This is a genomic window from Rheinheimera marina, assembly GCF_042654345.1.
Classification (GTDB): domain Bacteria; phylum Pseudomonadota; class Gammaproteobacteria; order Enterobacterales; family Alteromonadaceae; genus Pararheinheimera; species Pararheinheimera marina.
On the sequence record NZ_JBHSGB010000005.1, the window covers coordinates 84,837 to 100,770 of the forward strand.

Annotated in this window: 18 protein-coding genes; 13 read left to right on the plus strand and 5 right to left on the minus strand. The window is 50.6% G+C overall.

The features are described from left to right. Positions 1-81 precede the first annotated feature (81 nt). The 6 genes from ACFO3I_RS04475 (at position 82) to atcC (ending at position 5,055) form a co-directional block, all read left to right on the plus strand. The gene (locus ACFO3I_RS04475) at positions 82-1,353 is read left to right on the plus strand and encodes a protein kinase (protein ID WP_377332100.1); all 1,272 of its coding nucleotides are present in this window, start codon (positions 82-84) and stop codon (positions 1,351-1,353) included. 168 nt (positions 1,354-1,521) lie between these two features. Then, positions 1,522-2,448, plus strand: a complete 927-nt coding sequence (locus tag ACFO3I_RS04480) for a chemotaxis protein CheV (RefSeq protein ID WP_377332101.1) — start codon at positions 1,522-1,524, stop codon at positions 2,446-2,448. Between the two features lie 91 nt (positions 2,449-2,539). Beyond that, entirely contained in the window at positions 2,540-2,830 is a 291-nt protein-coding gene (gene atcJ / locus ACFO3I_RS04485; protein ID WP_377332102.1) for a cold adaptation protein ActJcold adaptation protein ActJ, read from the plus strand. A 7-nt stretch (positions 2,831-2,837) separates the two neighbouring features. After that, positions 2,838-3,386 (plus strand): cold adaptation protein AtcA, encoded by a 549-nt coding sequence (atcA, locus tag ACFO3I_RS04490; protein WP_377332104.1) that lies wholly within the window; start codon positions 2,838-2,840, stop codon positions 3,384-3,386. Then, positions 3,386-4,147, plus strand: coding sequence for a cold adaptation protein AtcB (atcB, locus tag ACFO3I_RS04495; RefSeq protein ID WP_377332105.1), 762 nt, complete (start codon positions 3,386-3,388; stop codon positions 4,145-4,147). The genes atcA and atcB overlap by 1 nt, the downstream gene beginning before the upstream one ends. A 14-nt stretch (positions 4,148-4,161) precedes the next feature. Then, positions 4,162-5,055 (plus strand): cold adaptation protein AtcC, encoded by an 894-nt coding sequence (atcC, locus tag ACFO3I_RS04500; RefSeq protein WP_377332107.1) that lies wholly within the window; start codon positions 4,162-4,164, stop codon positions 5,053-5,055. On the opposite strand, the gene ACFO3I_RS04505 is transcribed toward atcC, so the two are convergent. Both ACFO3I_RS04505 and ACFO3I_RS04510 read right to left on the minus strand, forming a co-directional pair. Continuing rightward, a complete protein-coding gene (locus tag ACFO3I_RS04505) occupies positions 5,052-6,074 on the minus strand; it encodes a DUF3080 family protein (RefSeq protein WP_377332108.1) in 1,023 nt (340 codons plus the stop codon). The genes atcC and ACFO3I_RS04505 overlap by 4 nt on opposite strands. Beyond that, positions 6,022-7,419, minus strand: coding sequence for an MATE family efflux transporter (locus ACFO3I_RS04510; RefSeq protein WP_377332109.1), 1,398 nt, complete (start codon positions 7,417-7,419; stop codon positions 6,022-6,024). Before ACFO3I_RS04510 ends, ACFO3I_RS04505 begins: the two co-directional genes overlap by 53 nt. Here ACFO3I_RS04510 and ACFO3I_RS04515 point away from each other — a divergent pair. Further along, positions 7,418-8,086 (plus strand): riboflavin synthase subunit alpha, encoded by a 669-nt coding sequence (locus ACFO3I_RS04515; RefSeq protein ID WP_377332110.1) that lies wholly within the window; start codon positions 7,418-7,420, stop codon positions 8,084-8,086. The two genes, ACFO3I_RS04510 and ACFO3I_RS04515, sit on opposite strands and share 2 nt — an antisense overlap. Before the next feature lie 2 nt (positions 8,087-8,088). Here the strand turns inward: ACFO3I_RS04515 and ACFO3I_RS04520 are convergent, their stop codons facing one another. Beyond that, a complete protein-coding gene (locus ACFO3I_RS04520; RefSeq protein WP_377332112.1) occupies positions 8,089-8,289 on the minus strand; it encodes a CPXCG motif-containing cysteine-rich protein in 201 nt (66 codons plus the stop codon). Positions 8,290-8,538: 249 nt separating this feature from the next. On the opposite strand from ACFO3I_RS04520, the gene thrS reads away from it, so the two are divergent. The 5 genes from thrS to ACFO3I_RS04545 all read left to right on the plus strand — a co-directional run bounded on the left by thrS (position 8,539) and on the right by ACFO3I_RS04545 (position 12,822). Beyond that, on the plus strand, positions 8,539-10,449 hold the full coding sequence (gene thrS / locus ACFO3I_RS04525; RefSeq protein ID WP_377332114.1) for a threonine--tRNA ligase: 1,911 nt from the start codon (positions 8,539-8,541) through the stop codon (positions 10,447-10,449). Between the two features lie 12 nt (positions 10,450-10,461). Beyond that, complete coding sequence (gene infC, locus ACFO3I_RS04530; RefSeq protein ID WP_465269132.1) at positions 10,462-11,019, plus strand: translation initiation factor IF-3; 558 nt, start codon at positions 10,462-10,464, stop codon at positions 11,017-11,019. A 95-nt stretch (positions 11,020-11,114) separates the two neighbouring features. Further along, on the plus strand, positions 11,115-11,312 hold the full coding sequence (gene rpmI / locus ACFO3I_RS04535; RefSeq protein ID WP_377332116.1) for a 50S ribosomal protein L35: 198 nt from the start codon (positions 11,115-11,117) through the stop codon (positions 11,310-11,312). 18 nt (positions 11,313-11,330) lie between these two features. Next, a complete protein-coding gene (gene rplT, locus ACFO3I_RS04540) occupies positions 11,331-11,690 on the plus strand; it encodes a 50S ribosomal protein L20 (protein ID WP_337843531.1) in 360 nt (119 codons plus the stop codon). Between the two features lie 175 nt (positions 11,691-11,865). After that, entirely contained in the window at positions 11,866-12,822 is a 957-nt protein-coding gene (locus tag ACFO3I_RS04545) for an ADP-ribosylglycohydrolase family protein (RefSeq protein WP_377332117.1), read from the plus strand. A gap of 23 nt (positions 12,823-12,845) precedes the next feature. Here the strand turns inward: ACFO3I_RS04545 and fur are convergent, their stop codons facing one another. Beyond that, positions 12,846-13,289, minus strand: a complete 444-nt coding sequence (fur, locus tag ACFO3I_RS04550; RefSeq protein ID WP_377332118.1) for a ferric iron uptake transcriptional regulator — start codon at positions 13,287-13,289, stop codon at positions 12,846-12,848. Positions 13,290-13,430: 141 nt separating this feature from the next. On the opposite strand from fur, the gene ACFO3I_RS04555 reads away from it, so the two are divergent. Beyond that, entirely contained in the window at positions 13,431-13,913 is a 483-nt protein-coding gene (locus ACFO3I_RS04555; protein WP_377332120.1) for a DUF4442 domain-containing protein, read from the plus strand. Positions 13,914-13,975: 62 nt separating this feature from the next. Here the strand turns inward: ACFO3I_RS04555 and ACFO3I_RS04560 are convergent, their stop codons facing one another. Then, positions 13,976-15,817 (minus strand): M2 family metallopeptidase, encoded by a 1,842-nt coding sequence (locus tag ACFO3I_RS04560; RefSeq protein ID WP_377332121.1) that lies wholly within the window; start codon positions 15,815-15,817, stop codon positions 13,976-13,978. Between the last annotated feature and the right edge of the window lie 117 nt (positions 15,818-15,934).

The following is a 15,934-nucleotide window of genomic DNA, read 5'->3' on the forward strand; positions in this document are numbered from 1 at the left end:
GGGTATGCGAATGCGCTGTTACAAGTGTCTTGCTGTGACTGAGTTCAGTTATTAGACTGAGCGCTTTTTTGGGGATGGGTGATGCAGCTCTCAGCAGATTTGCGTTCGGTGAAATGGACTGCAGCGCTTCAACAGTTTCCGGCTGAGCTTTATGCCTATACGGACAGTCTGGAACAGATTGATTTGTCAGATAACCAGCTTTCTCAGCTGCCGGAAGATTTGCCTCGCTTTACTCAACTAAAGCGGCTGTTCCTGACCAATAATGCGTTTTGCCATATTCCCAAAGTGCTGGCTGACTGCCCGTCACTTGAAATGCTGAGTTTTAAAGGCAACCAGCTAACGGAGTTTGCCGAGGGCGTGTTGCCAGAAGGCTTGCGCTGGCTGATCCTGACCGACAATCAGTTAGAATATTTGCCACAGGACTTGGGTCGTTACCGTCAGCTGCAAAAGGTTGCGCTTGCGGCCAATAAGCTGAAGGCGCTGCCGGACTCGATGCAGCAGTGCCAGGCGATTGCGCTGATGCGTCTGTCACTTAATCAGCTGGAGCATCTACCAGACTGGCTGTTCCGTTTGCCTAAGCTGGCCTGGCTGTCGGTAGGGGCCAATCCCGCTTGTTTTGCCTCGCCTGCTGAAGCAGAGAATTTGGCGGTTCATCAGGTGTCGCGTTACCAGCAACTGGACTTGTTAGGTCAGGGCGCATCCGGCCAGATTTACCGGGTTGCCGACCTCGAAGACGGCAGCGAATGGGCACTGAAGCAGTTTAAAGGCGAAATCACCACTGACGGCTGCCCGAATGAAGAGCTGTGGAATGCTGTGCGCTGTGCCGGTCACCCCAATTTAATTGGACTGCGTGCCCAAGTGCAGCTACCTGCTGCCAAAGGCCTGGTGATGCAACTGATCCCTGCCGGTTTTACGCCTTTGGGTTTGCCACCGAGTTTTACCAGTATCAGCCGCGATTGTTACGCCGCTGGCTTTACGGTCAGCCGGGCTCAACGCGTGCAGGTTTTGCAACAAGTCGCTTCGGCCATGCAGCATTTGCATCAGCGCGGCGTGTGTCATGGCGACCTCTATGCCCACAATATGCTGCTTGGTCCGGATCATCAGCTGTATTTAGGCGACTTTGGTGCGGCGACTGCGCTTGATTGCCTGACGGAAGCACAGCAACGGGACTTTAAAGCGCTGGATATACGGGCTTTTGGCTATTTAATGCAGGATTTACGGCTTCACTGTGACGGACCCTTGCAGGCAGAGGATCCACTTATTCAGCTTGAAGCACTCAGCCTGAGTTCTGACGCCAACAACAGGCCAGGTTTTGCTGAAATTGCTGAGCGACTTCAAGCTGAGTTGAAATAATTGTTTACGTAGGGCTTTTCAAATTGCAGTTTTTATCGTATTTTTCACTTTAAACCGTTCTAACGCAAAATCAAAGCGCTTTGTAATGCAAGATCAACGGCATATGTTTACAAAGCTGCCATACTGAGCTTGCCAGAAACGGGTAATTCAATTTTATTTGAGGTGACTATGTCCAGTTTTATGAGTTCTGTCGATCAGCGTACCAATATTGTTGGACAAAACAGGCTGGAGTTGCTGATGTTCAGATTGCAGGGCAGCCAACCTTACGGCATTAACGTGTTTAAGGTGCGCGAAGTCATTCAGTGTCCGGACCTGTCCGAATTACCCGGCGCTAACCCCAATGTGCGCGGCATCGCCCATTTGCGTGGCGTCCCAGTGACTGTGATTGACCTCAGCCAGGCGACAGGTGGCAAACGCATCGAAGATTTATCGCACGCCTTTATTCTGGTGACTGAATACAACCGCAACACCCAAGGCTTTTTAGTCGGTGGCGTCGACCGTATTGTCAACGTGAACTGGGAGCAAATACTGCCTCCTCCTCATGGCGCCGGTAAATCACACTATCTGACTGCTGTGACAGAAGTCGATAAAAAGCTGGTGCAAATCATTGACGTTGAAAAAGTGTTTTCTGAGATTTCTCCTGTGGATGAAACCGTCAGCGAATCAGTGAAAGAAAAAGCCAAAGGGCTGGAAGTGCAAAACCTGACCGTGCTGGTGGCTGATGACTCTGCCGTGGCCCGTAACCAGGTGAAACGCGCGTTATCTACAGTGGGCATTCATGTAGAAACCGTCAACGACGGCCGCATGGCGCTGGATTGGTTAAAAGCCAAAGCCAATGAACTGGGCGGCGACATCACACAGGCGGTGCCTTTGATGATCTCCGACATCGAAATGCCGGAAATGGACGGTTACACCCTGACCGCCGAAGTGAAAAAAGACGACCAGCTGAAAAATATTCATATTATTCTGCACTCATCGTTAAGTGGTGTTTTTAATGAAGCCATGGTGCGCAAAGTAGGTGCTGACCAATTTATCGCCAAATTCCACCCGGACGAGCTGGTGTCTGCGGTGCAAAAATGGATGAACGCGGATTAAGTCGAAAAGCTGCTTGGCCAGTAGCTGCAGTTCTCTGCTATCATGCCACGACCAAGGGGGCTGGGCCCCCTGAAACAGTGAAGTGGACCGCATGATTAACTATTTTCGTGTATTAGGCGTCAAAGCAAACGCCACGGAAGACGAAATCAAAAAAGCCTACAAAAGGCTGTCGAACAAATACCACCCCGACAAACTGCGTGATGCCTCAGACGACGAGCTGGAGCAGGCCTCGGTGCAATTGCAGCGGGTGAAAGAAGCCTACGATGTGTTGTCAGACGCTAAAAAGCGCGCCGCATTTATCAAAGATTTAAACAACGTCATAGTCACAGATCCGGCTGCAGCCATGAAAGAGCTGTGGGACAGTTATTATCCGGCTGTCTGAGGTAATCATGAAAAAATTTAGTAATGAACGCTTGGCTCAGCTGAAGGCTGATGCTTTTGAAAATATTGAATCCTACAGTGACCCGGACACCCCCAAAGCGCTGGAGCAATTCACTGCACAAATGAAAAAGGTGCTGCTGGCTGATGTTGAAATGCTGTCCTCCGTGCCTGAATACCTGCCTGTCGCCTTATACGGCAAAGTGAAGTTCAGCCCGCAAGCCAAACTGCAATGGGCTGCCTGGCTAAAAGCCGGCACCGTACCAAGCTGGGATCAGTTTAAAACCACAGTGGCTTTTGGCAACGCCGATTTGCCACTGGTGAAAGCGGTACGAGAGTACGACGAGTTGGTATTAATTGAAGCCGTTGCCGTGCTCTACATGCTGACCTTCCAGGCCAAAGTGGGGGCTGGCTTTGAAGCGGCCCGAGATATGGCAGACGATGAAGAAGAGATGGACGACCGCGGTTACGGGCCGGATCCGGATGACGATGATGGCGAGGACGAGCCGGGTTATGACGATGCTTATGATGAAATTCGCTTTGACCGGGAAGGGCGCTAATGAACAATTTAATTGAAATTACCGTCGCAGAAATCAAAGAACTTGCGGTGGTGGAGCCAAAGCAGGCCAGCAAAAAGTTTGATCTGATTGCCAACACCATGTCGGATGAGCAACTGGTGGAAGTAATTGAGCAGATTGACATTGTGACGCTGACACAAATTAACTCTCAGCATGATTTATCCTTCCCTTCGATTATCTCGGAACTGATGACACCGGAGAAAATCCGTGACATCGTCAGTCAGCAGCCGCTGTACTGGGAAGAGAAAATAAAAAACAATGCTGACGAGCTGAAGCAGCACACCTTTGATTTTCTGACCTATTTAATCCGTACTCAGGATAACGAAGAAAAACAGACTGAAATTCTGGAAGCCATTGCCGAGGATCCTGCCGGACTGTTTTACCTTTGCATTCCCTTTATTGAGCTGTACCGTGGTGAGCAGGACGAAGATGATGATGAGGTGCATGATCTGCTACACGAAGAAGAGCAGGATCTGGAAGAAGCACTGAGTTACAGCGAACGCACCAGCTCAGAACAGGTGCATAGCCTGGGTTATGACGATCCGCGTAGCTTACTGGCACTGATTTTCCAGCTATCGCCGTCAACAGGCGATGCCATTAAAAACCTGATCCGTAATGAAAACTCAGGATGGGAAGCCATTATCAATAAGTTTGCCACTGAGCTGGTGATGCAGGCGAAAGAGAAGAACCAGGCGACGGAACAATACGACGAAGTGGACGATATGTTCAGCTTCCTCGACTAAGGATTGGGAAACAGATGCAGTTAGTACTCCGTGCTCAGCAAGGACCTTTTTTAACCCAGGTGATCCAGCACGGACTGGCACAAGGGCAGCTGTCGGCAGCACAACTGGAGCAAATCAAAGCCAAAGCGGTGTTGATGAGCCTGAAGTTTGCCGACAAATTCTATAACAAATACAAGATGCATTTGCTTGAACAGGCGGCCTTTGACGTCATTGGTGTGGCGAGTCTGGGCTTAGCAGAGCTTTCTGAAAAAGACCATGACAAAGCGCTGGCATTGCTGCAAAGCGCGGATGGTGTGGTCAAAAGTTTTCAGAAAGGCTGGACCTTGCTGGCGCAGGTGACGATAGCGCAGCCGAACCGGCGCTCGCTGTACGGCGACGTCGACGAGCAGTTGCTGCAGGACCTGTCCAGTCCGCCGGATGCGGAAGAATGGGAAGGCTTGAGTCAATACCAACAAGCCCGCACTGAGTCGTTGCGGCGCAATGCGATTTCAGTGGTGAAGCAGCAGTTTTACGTGCAAAGCCAGCTGGACCCATTTGAGCATTTCAGTGTGGAAGACATGATTGCCGAAGTGGTGTTGTACCGCCTGTTTACCGGTGGCGAAAAAGTACGGCAGGATCTGAAAAAACGCATCCGCCAGCTGGAGTTAAAAGACAGCTGGTCCGAACCTACAGTGCTGCAACTGCAGACCGAGCAGGTATTGCTGATGTTGCCTGCCGGCTACGATGACGCGGTGCGTGCAGATTTAGGGGGGAACTTTATTGACGCGCTGCGGCGAACGGTCGATTTTGCCCGTAAATACCAGAAGCTGGCACTGGAGCAGGCGTCGCCGGAAAAACTGGATGCCTTTGAACACAAGCAAGGCCTGGCACAGCCGCTGTTAGGTTGGCCTCAGTACATCGAACTTTAATTGGCTGAGCTGGCAGCACCAGGCGTGGCGCACTGGTGCTGTACCTGCTGCCACCAGGCCACATGCACATGCAGCTGCTGTTTAAGATCCTGCAGCGGTTGGTCAAAACGTTGTTGCAGTGCAGGCCAAAGTGGACTTTGCTGATACAGTGCGCTCAGCAGAGGCCAGAATTGCTGATACGCACCATCCAGCTGCGCCAGCGGCTGCTGAATGCGCGGAATAAACACCTGCGTCAACACCCCTTGCAGTTTTTCCTGATTGCCATGGGCTTTACCAGCCGGACAAAATTGCGCAATTTGCAGCTGCTCTAAGGCTGAATTTGTTTGCTGCAGAAGCCGCAGATGGCTGAACACACTATGCAGCCAGCGGCTCAGATAACCTGACTGGTACAACAGCGCCAAGGCGTCTTCTGCATTCTGTTCACTCAATGCTTGCCATTGCTCTTTTTCCAGCAGTTGCTGTATTCGCTGAAGTTGATGCAGTGCCTGCAGGCTTTCGGTAAGGCCTGGCTGTCCGGATAACGGCAAACCTTCCGCCGCAGGTTGCCATTGCTGACGTAAGGTGGGGTCCAGCATCAGCAGGTTTATCCACTGATTTGGTAGATCGATTCGCTTACGCTGGCTGACCAGCTGCAGCTGGTCGCTCAGTTCAGTACTGAGTAGCCCAGGACGCAGACAAGGCTGAACCTGCTGCAAAAACTTGCTCTCATAACGAAAACGTTGGCTGACACTTTGCACTTTGCCAAGGCTGCTGTTGCGTTCGCCAACCAGCTGATCCAAGCCACAGCGACGCAGCGCCAGCATGTTAAGCAGGCTAAGCTCCAACTCAGCTACGGGCTGGCGTAGCTGGCTGATAGAGGGCAAGGACGTCAACGGCAGCGATGCAACAGGTGGAAACTCAACCGAGGTGACCCGGCTCAGTCGGGTCTGGTAGTCGGCCCAGACCGATTGAACCGGATCGCTGCAGCTAGACAGACTGAGCAGGATGGGAAGCAGAAACAGCGTGCGCCAGATGTTCATTTTCCAGTACCTTCAGCCGTTTTTTCAGGATCAGCGCCAGCAAGACAGCCGCCACCGTCAGACCAATAATAATGCCTATCCAGAAGCCATGCGCGCCCATTTTAGGCACCAGCACATCGGTCAGTCCCAATAAAGTGCCAAGACCAAAGCCAATAGGCCAATACGCGACAAAGGTAATGTAGAACACTGGCTTGGTGTATTTCAGGCCCCGTAAAGCGCAGGCGCAAACCACCTGCACCGCATCAGACAGCTGGTAAAAACAGGCCAACACCAGAATAGAGGCAGCAATACTGATCACCGCCGGGTCTGTACTGTACAAAGACGCCACCACAAAGCGTGCCAGGAAGGTAAGGGTAGCAATGCCAACCGCCATCAGCATGGCCAGCTGCACTGCGGTACTGACGGCTTTTTTCAGCTCTTTAATATCGCGCGAGCCGACCAGATGACCAACCCGAATAGTGGTTGCCAGGCCCATCGACATCGGTAACATAAACACCAGTGCGCTGTAGTTATTGGCGATCTGATGCCCGGACACCACAATGGCACCCAAATGCACAATCAATAGCGGAATACAGGAAAATAATGTCACTTCAAAAAACAGTGAAAACGCGATAGGGGTGCCGATGGCAATGATTTGCCACAACTCTTTTTTGGCGGGTTTCAGGCTGGCTGGCCGCACCATATAAGCTTTGCTGCTGCGACTGCGCAGCGCATAGGTCAACATGGCACAGAACATGGCGCAGTGCACCAGGGCTGTAGCCAGGCCGCAGCCGGCTCCGCCTAGCGCAGGCATACCAAGATGGCCGTAAATAAACACATAGTTGGCCGGAATATTGACCAGCAAGCCGACGAAAGCTATCCACATGGTGGCTTTGGTATTGCCGATGCCCTCAAACAAATTACGCAGCACCATATAACCCGCCAGCGGGTAGATGCCAAAACTAATGTAATGCAGATAATCGACCGCTTTTTGCCGGACTTCAGTTTCCATCTGCAAATAGGACAATGGCTCGCCGATAAACTGCATCGCAATAATCAGCAGCGTGGCCAGAAAAGCCGCCAGATAAGCGCCTTGCAAGGTCGTCGTTGGAATGGCCTGGTGCTGCCGGGCGCCAAAATGCTGCGCGATAATAGGGGTTAACGCCAATAACAGCCCCTGAAAGGTCAAAATAATGGGCAACCAGATGGCCGATGCTACTGCAATAGCGGCCATATCCAGCGCGCTCACCCGACCCGCCATTAACGTGTCGATGACATACATCATGGTTTGGGTGAGCTGAGCAAGAACGATAGGGCCTGAGAGTTTCAGAATGGTTTTGGCTTCAAAGCGGGAAAAAGGTAGCATGATGACTCCAGAAAAATCGCCGCCACCTTACCACAACAGAGGTTTTATGTTTACCGGAATAGTGCAGCGCCAGGTTCAGGTGCAACAAGTTCGCGACCAGGGGACTTTTCGCCAGTTAACCTTAACTGTGCCCGCAGAGTTATTAGCACAATTGGAGCGCGGCGCCAGTATCGCCGTCAATGGCACCTGCCTGACCGCCACCGATTTCGACAGCCAAGCGGGCTGGGTGCAATTTGATGTGATTGATGAAACCCTGCAAAAGACCAACCTCGGTGCCCTGGCGCAGGGCTGCTGGGTCAACTTTGAGCGTTCGCTGAGTTTTGGCCGTGAAATTGGTGGTCACCTGGTCTCAGGCCATGTGCACGGCACTGTGTCTATTCGGGCAGTTGAAAAACAAGGGTTAAACTGCCGTATCGAGCTGGCACTGCCAGACGCATTCCGGCCTTATGTGCTGAGTAAAGGTTTTATCTCTGTGGATGGCATTAGCCTGACAGTAGGCGACGTGACAGACCATAGTTTCTACTTGCATCTGATCCCTGAGACTTTGTCCGTGACCACACTAGGTAAGCGCCAGGCAGGTGACCTGGTCAATATAGAACTTGACCAGCAAACCATCACTATTGTCGATACAGTCGAACGGGTGCTGGCACTGCGCCAAACCAGATAGCATTAGTAATACTGCTCGTCATCGGCGTCGACAAACACCTGCACCTTGTGCCGTACTTCATCAATATGGGTTTGCACATGAATGGGATTGCAGCAATTGCTGCAATCTTCAATATCGTCCTGATCGCCGCCGCTGGCATCAATAGTTACAGTGGTTGGCTGACCACAAAAGGGGCAAAGAATGGTTTTGTTGATAAGTTGCATACAGACCTCAATCACACCGTTCCGAACCTTTTTAGTTTAGGACGAGTTGACGAAAGTTCAGACTTTCTGCTTGGTGTAAGGCTCGCGCCAATGCTACTATTCTGCCCGCAGGGCGTTATTGACGGCTAAGCTGTGCACCATATGATTTTTCGTAGAAGTCATCAACTGGCACGCGCGGCCGCATCAATCCTGCACCACCTTCAACTCCAACTGACCCTTGGTATGGGCCAGCACTGTAAGGAAAACAACATGCCAGTTATTACACTGCCTGATGGCAGCCAACGTTCGTATGATGCACCGTTATCTGTAATGGATGTCGCTAAAGACATAGGCCCTGGTTTAGCCAAAGCCACTATTGCCGGTAAACTGGACGGTGTTCTGGTTGACGCTTGCGAGCTGATCGACCGCGATCTCAAACTGAATATTATTACCAGCAAAGACTTGGAAGGCCTGGAAATTATCCGCCACTCCTGCGCTCACTTGTTGGGCCATGCCATTAAACAACTGTGGCCGAACGTCAAAATGGCGATCGGTCCGGTGATTGACAATGGCTTCTACTACGACGTCGATTTAGACCGTCCAATCAGTGCGGAAGATTTGGCTGCACTGGAAGCCCGTATGCTGCAATTAGCCAAAACCGAATACGATGTGGTGAAGAAGAAAGTCAGCTGGCAAGAAGCCTACGACACCTTTGCGGCGCGTGGTGAAAGCTACAAGATGGAAATTCTGACCGACAATGTCGCCAAAGACGACAAGCCGGGTTTGTACCATCACGAAGAATACATTGATATGTGCCGTGGTCCACACGTGCCGAACATGCGTTTTTGCCAACACTTCAAAATTATGAAAGTGGCCGGTGCGTACTGGCGTGGCGATGCAAAAAACAAAATGCTGCAACGCGTTTACGGCACTGCCTGGGCAGACAAGAAGCAGTTGGCTGCTTATTTGTTGCAGCTGGAAGAAGCAGAAAAACGCGATCACCGCAAAATTGGTAAGCAGCTGGGCCTGTTCCACTGGCAGGAAGAAGCGCCAGGTATGGTGTTCTGGCACAACGACGGCTGGACCATTTTCCGTGAACTGGAAAGCTTCGTCCGTGAAAAGCTGGTCGAGTACGATTACCAGGAAGTGAAAGGTCCATTTATGATGGACAAAGTGCTGTGGGAAAAATCCGGTCACTGGGAAAAATATGCTGAAAACATGTTTGTCACCAGTTCAGAAAACCGCGATTACGCCATCAAGCCAATGAACTGCCCGGGGCATGTGCAAATCTTTAATCAGGGTCTGAAATCCTACCGCGATTTACCGCTGCGGATGGCGGAGTTTGGCTGCTGTCACCGCAACGAGCCGTCAGGTGGCTTACATGGTCTGATGCGGGTACGTGGTTTCACCCAGGATGACGCGCATATCTTCTGTACTGAAGAGCAAGTGCAGGCCGAAGTGGCCAACTGTATCAAGATGGTTTTTGACGTGTACGGTACCTTTGGCTTTAAAGACGTCAAAGTCAAGCTGTCGACCCGGCCGGAAAAACGCATCGGTTCGGATGAAATCTGGCACAAAGCAGAACAAGCTCTGGCGCAAGCGCTGGAGAGCAATGGCATCGAGTACGATCTGCAGCCGGGCGAAGGCGCCTTCTATGGTCCGAAAATCGAATTCACTTTACATGACTGCTTAAGCCGGGCTTGGCAGTGCGGTACAGTGCAGCTTGATTTCGCCTTACCAGGCCGTTTAGGTGCAAGCTTTGTCGCTGAGGGTAACGACCGTCAGGTGCCGGTGATGATCCACCGCGCCATCCTGGGTTCACTGGAGCGTTTCATCGGTATTCTGATTGAAGAATATGCTGGTTTCTTCCCAGCCTGGTTGGCCCCAACTCAGGTTGTGGTGATGAATATTACCGATAATCAGGCCGAATATGCCCAACAATTGGTAAAAACATTCAAATCTCATGGCATTAGAGCAACTTCTGACTTGAGAAATGAGAAGATTGGCTTTAAAATCCGCGAGCACACGCTCCAGCGTGTTCCTTATTTGGTGGTGGTCGGTGACAAAGAAGTCGAATCCGGCGATTTAGCCTTAAGAACACGTAAGGGCGAAGACCTCGGAAAAATGTCAGTTGACGCTTTTGTGGCCAAGCTGACTGAAGAAATTAAAAACCGGGTCTGATTAGTTTAATTCTTGGAGGAACATACCATTAAAGTAGGAAAGAAACCGCTACCAACGAACCGTCCTAACCGGATTAACGAAGAAATCAGTGTACGTGAAGTACGTCTGATCGGGTTTGAAGGTGAACAATTAGGTGTTGTCAGTACTAACGAAGCAATTCGACTGGCAGAAGAAGCAGGATGTGACCTGGTTGAAATCAGCCCAACTGCCGAACCACCTGTTTGTAAGTTGATGGACTATGGTAAGTTCCTGTTCGAAAAGGGCAAAGCTCTGAAAGAACAGAAGAAGAAACAAAAGCAGATCCAGATTAAAGAAATTAAGTTCCGTCCAGGAACTGATGAAGGCGATTACCAGGTAAAACTACGCAACCTGCGTCGCTTCATTGAAGAGGGCGACAAAGCCAAAGTCACGCTGCGTTACCGTGGTCGTGAAATGGCGCATCTGGACATCGGTATTGAGGTTCTGAACCGGATCAAAGAAGACATGGCAGACATTGCTGTTTGTGAGTCTTTCCCGAGCCGGGTTGAGGGACGTCAGATGATCATGATGCTGGCCCCAAATAAGAAGTAATAAGGCTTTCAAGTATATAAAGACGCCGCTTGAAAGAGTGGCGTTTTTTATCGCCTTATTATTCGTTGTCACTAAACAATGCGAGTTAGTAAACTATGCCAAAGATGAAAAACAACAAAGGCGCTGCAAAGCGCTTTAAGAAAACCGGCTCAGGCGGTTTTAAACGTAAACAATCACATCTTCGCCACATCCTGACGAAGAAATCTTCTAAGCGTAAGCGCCACTTAGGTCCAAAAACCTTAGTAGCCAAAGTTGACGTTGCCAGCGTTGCACGTTGCCTGCCATACGCATAAGTCATTAGGAGATTTTAAATGCCAAGAGTAAAACGTGGTGTGACCGCTCGCGCGCGTCATAAGAAGGTTTTAGCGCAAGCTAAAGGTTATTACGGTGCCCGTAGCCGTGTTTATCGTGTTGCCTTCCAGGCAGTGATCAAAGCTGGTCAGTACGCTTACCGTGACCGTCGTCAACGTAAACGTCAATTCCGTCAGCTGTGGATCGCGCGTATCAACGCTGCTTCCCGTCAAAACGGTCTGTCATACAGCCGCTTTATCGACGGTCTGAAACGTGCTTCTGTTGAGATCGATCGTAAGATCCTGGCCGATATCGCTGTATACGACAAAGGCGCTTTCGCTGCCTTAGTTGCTAAAGCAAAAGAAGCTTTAACTGCTTAATTCATTGAGCGAATTTTAAAAAGCACCTTCGGGTGCTTTTTTTATGCCTGTTATTTGCCGTTCTACATGGTGTCGACTTCAGCTAGGGTATTGATTTTTAACAAGAGCTTGGCTTGTGAAGCGCAATAGCTTATAACTAAGCATAAGGTCTAAAAATTCATCAGTTGAGTGGGTCATGCCAGAAGCTGTACTGCAATCCAAAGCGCAAGGTTTAATCTACGGCTTGTTAGCCGGTGAGGTGACTGGGGCTGCATTGGAAAATCTGACAGATACCGAACGCTCTTTACGGTTGGGTGGCAGCCTGGACGAATTGTTGTTGCAAAACAACTGGCACACTCAGCCGGGGCAGGTGACTGACAGCGGCGAGCTGGCGTTGCTGCTTTGCCGTTTACTGGCCCATTACGGCGAGTACCAGGAAGAAGGCGCCTGGCAGGCCTATGAGTACTGGCTGCGGACCGAACCTTTTGCTGTGCCTGAAGAGCTGAAACAAGCCTTGCTTGGCCGGCAAAATGAGGATTCTTTTGCACCGACGCCTTTGGCCCGTGTTGCCCCCATCGCATTGGCAGTGCCGCACTATTCCTTGCCTCAGCTGGCGGCCTGGGCTATGGCGGATACTGCACTGACGCATCCCAATTTACTGAATCAGCAAGTAACAGGGCTGTATGTGATGGCGCTTGGCCATTTGCTGGAGAATGACTGCAGTGCCGATGAGCTGTACCAACAAATAAAAGACTGGGCCTTGCAACTAAAAGTGGACAAACAGATTGTCCGGGCTATAGACCAAGCCTTGTTTATGCCGCCGGAAGATTTTAACACCGCGGAGCACCCAATTTTGGTCAGCCTGCAAAATGCATTATGGCAACTGCTGTATGCAGCGGACTGGCTGGATGGCATCTATGACACCATCAGGCGCGGTGGTGATACTGCGGATAACGCAGCTATTGCCGGTGCATTATTAGGGGCCTGTTATGGCGTCAACGAAATCCCACCGCAGTTGGTGCAGGCCATCAGTCATTGCCGGCCGCTGAAGGGACAATTTGGCGTACGTCGGCCACGGCCTGAGTGCTGCTGGGCCACTGAAGTGGGTTATTTAACACAACAAATTCTGGCAGGCGAAAAAAAACCGGCTTAGCCGGTTTTTTTTTACTCTGTTGATTAGCCTTTGTGGCTGCGATTGCTTTCGCATTCGGCTTTATCGACGCACTCACCATACAAATACAGGCTGTGATGGGTCAGCTTGATGCCATTTTTGTCGGCAATTTCCAGCTGCTTGCGCTCGATATCGTCATCTTCAAATTCGATCACTTTACCGCAGTTCAGACACACCAAATGGTCGTGGTGGTCCATTTTGCTCAGTTCAAATACTGATTTTCCGCCTTCGAAGTGGTGACGGGTGACAATACCGGCGTCATCAAACTGGTTTAATACACGGTACACAGTCGCCAGACCAATATCTTCGCCCAGGTCGAGCAGGATTTTATACACATCTTCAGCACTGATATGTTGATGATTAGGATCCTGCAGAATATCCAGAATTTTAACCCGTGGGAGCGTAACTTTAAGACCTGCTTTACGCAGTTCAGTATTGTGGTCAGACATTGAATGTACCGTTCTTGCTTCAATTTCAAATGATTATAAGGGCATTGGTTTAAGAAGCAAACTCTAAATGGCCAGAAGACAGCAGACAAACGGCAGTCGGCAGGATAGAATTGCTGAAACAGGTCATACCAGAGGAAGCTTATGCGCTGGGCTTTTAAACCCGCAGTGATGCGGCATTTATTAAACTTCTGGCCACCATTTTTCTTTAGTGGCATTAAGGTCGAGATACTGGCCGATGATTACCGGTACTGCAAAGTTGTACTGAAAAACCGGCCCTGGACCCGCAATATTAACAGCAGCCAGTTTGGCGGGTCTATGTTTGCAATGACGGACCCTATTTACCCATTAATGCTGATGGGAGCGCTGGGTAAAGAGTACATCGTCTGGGACAAGCAGGCTGACATCAACTACATCTCGCCAGGACGCAGCAAGCTCTGTGCTGAATTTGTGCTGACGGACGCAGAGCTGGATGATATCAAAGCCAAAACTGCCGAAGGTGAAAAGTATTTTCCTGAATTTGTGGTGCATGTGAAAGACGCAGCCGATCAGTTAGTCTGTGAAGTGAACCGCAAGGTCTATATCCGTAAGAAACCGAAATACCGCTCGCAGCCTTCTACCGAATGATTCGACCAAGAAAAAGGGCAATCAACAGATTGCCCTTTGTTTAATCAGGTAGTGAGCTGCTGTTACCAGCCGCAGCTGCGGCCTTTGTTTTGTTCATCCAGGTAAGTTTTCAGCGGCGCAAAGTAAGCCAGGATGGCTGACGAATCCATCTCTGGTTTACCGGTCAGGCTTTGCAGTGCTTCTTGCCATGGTTTGCTGGCGCCCATTTCCAGCATTTTATTCAGTGCCGTTCCGGCTTCTTTGCTGTTATAGATGGAACAGCGGTGCACTGGGCCAGCGTCCTGCGCTATATCACAAAGGGCTTTATGGAACTGGAACTGTAGAATATGCGCCAGGAAATAGCGGGTGTAAGGCGTGTTGCCTGGCACATGGTACTTAGCGCCGGCATCAAAATCGGCTTCGGTGCGGGCTACAGGTGCGGCTACACCCTGGTATTTTTCACGAAGTTGCCACCAAGCCTGGTTGTACTGCTCTGGTTTAATCTGACCAGAAAACACCTGCCAGCGCCATTGATCAACCAATAAACCAAAAGGCAGGAAGGCGACTTTATCCAGTGCCATTTTCATCAGCAAACCCAAGTCTTTGGATTCGTCCGGCACTTGTTCCAGCAAACCAATTTGCTGCAGGTACTTAGGCGTGACTGACAGCGCAATGGTGTCGCCAATGGCTTCATGGAAGCCATCGTTGGCGCTGTCCTGGTAAAACACCGGTTGGTCTTTGTAAGCGCGCTGATAGAAATTGTGCCCTAATTCATGGTGGATCACCGCAAACTCTTCACCGGTTTTCTGGATACACATTTTAATGCGCAAATCGTCTTTGGCGTCTAAATCCCAGGCGGAGGCGTGGCACACTACGTCGCGGTCACGTGGCTTGACGAACTGTGACCGGGCCCAAAAGGTCTCTGGCAGTGGGGCAAAACCCAAAGAGGTAAAAAAGCCTTCAGCGCCTTTTACCATCTTCAGCTCATCATAGCCCTTGTCAGCCAATAACTGTGTGACGTCATAGCCCGGATCCGAGTTCACCGGAGCCACCAGGTCATAAATATTACCCCAGGCCTGAGCCCACATATTGCCTAGCAGGTGAGCCGGAATAGGTTTGTCTTGCGGTACTTTGTCTGTGCCGTATTTTTCACCTAGCTTAGCTCGGACATGACAGTGCAGGGCGTCATAGAGTGGTTTGACTGCGGCCCATTGTTTGTCGAGTTCAGCGGCAAAGGCGTCTGCATCCATATCGTATTTCGAACGCCATAAAGCACCGGTATCGGCATAGCCCAATTCACGGGCGCCTTCGTTGGCAAGTTCGACCTGACGGACATACAGCGGTTTCATTGGCGCCGCGGTGTCATGCCAGCCTTTCCACATTTCAAGCTGTTCGTCGTAGTTACGTGAACTGGCCATCACGGAAGACATATCGCCGAGTGCCATCACAGTGCCGTCTTCTTTGGTGTATTTACCTTTGCCGTACATTCCGTTCAGTTTGGCTACAATGCCTGCCAGCTCTTCGGTCTTGGCCGGATCTTTGGGCGCAGCTAGGGTCAGTGCCAGCTTCAGTTTGTCCAGCTGGCGACGGGTGTCAGCGTCGACCTGAGTGTCGTTAAAACGGGCGGCTTCATTGGCCATCCGCACCACAGCTTCAGTCATTTTTTGGTTAAATTCTGCAGACAGGGCTTCGGTGTCGTCAGTGATATAGGTGTTGGCTATCCAATCAGCCCGGTTTACCTGCAGCAACAGCTGACGGGTTTCTTCCGAGGCTTTGGCAACAAAGGCTTTGGCTTGCTCGGAGGTTGGTGCAACGTCTGCGCTCCCTTGGGTTTCGTGGTTTTGTGGCGCGGGTTTGCACGCAGCCAGCCCTAAACCAGCTGCGACCAGCACAGCCACCAAGGTGGGTTGGAAAATTGGTTTCATCTCAGTTCCTGGATTCTTGTTATGGATGAAAAGGAAAAAGCACTGCCAGTATTGGTGCAGTCACCAGCTATTGCAAATCTTGATCAAAAGCGAAAGACAAAAAAGCCGGGTTTCCCC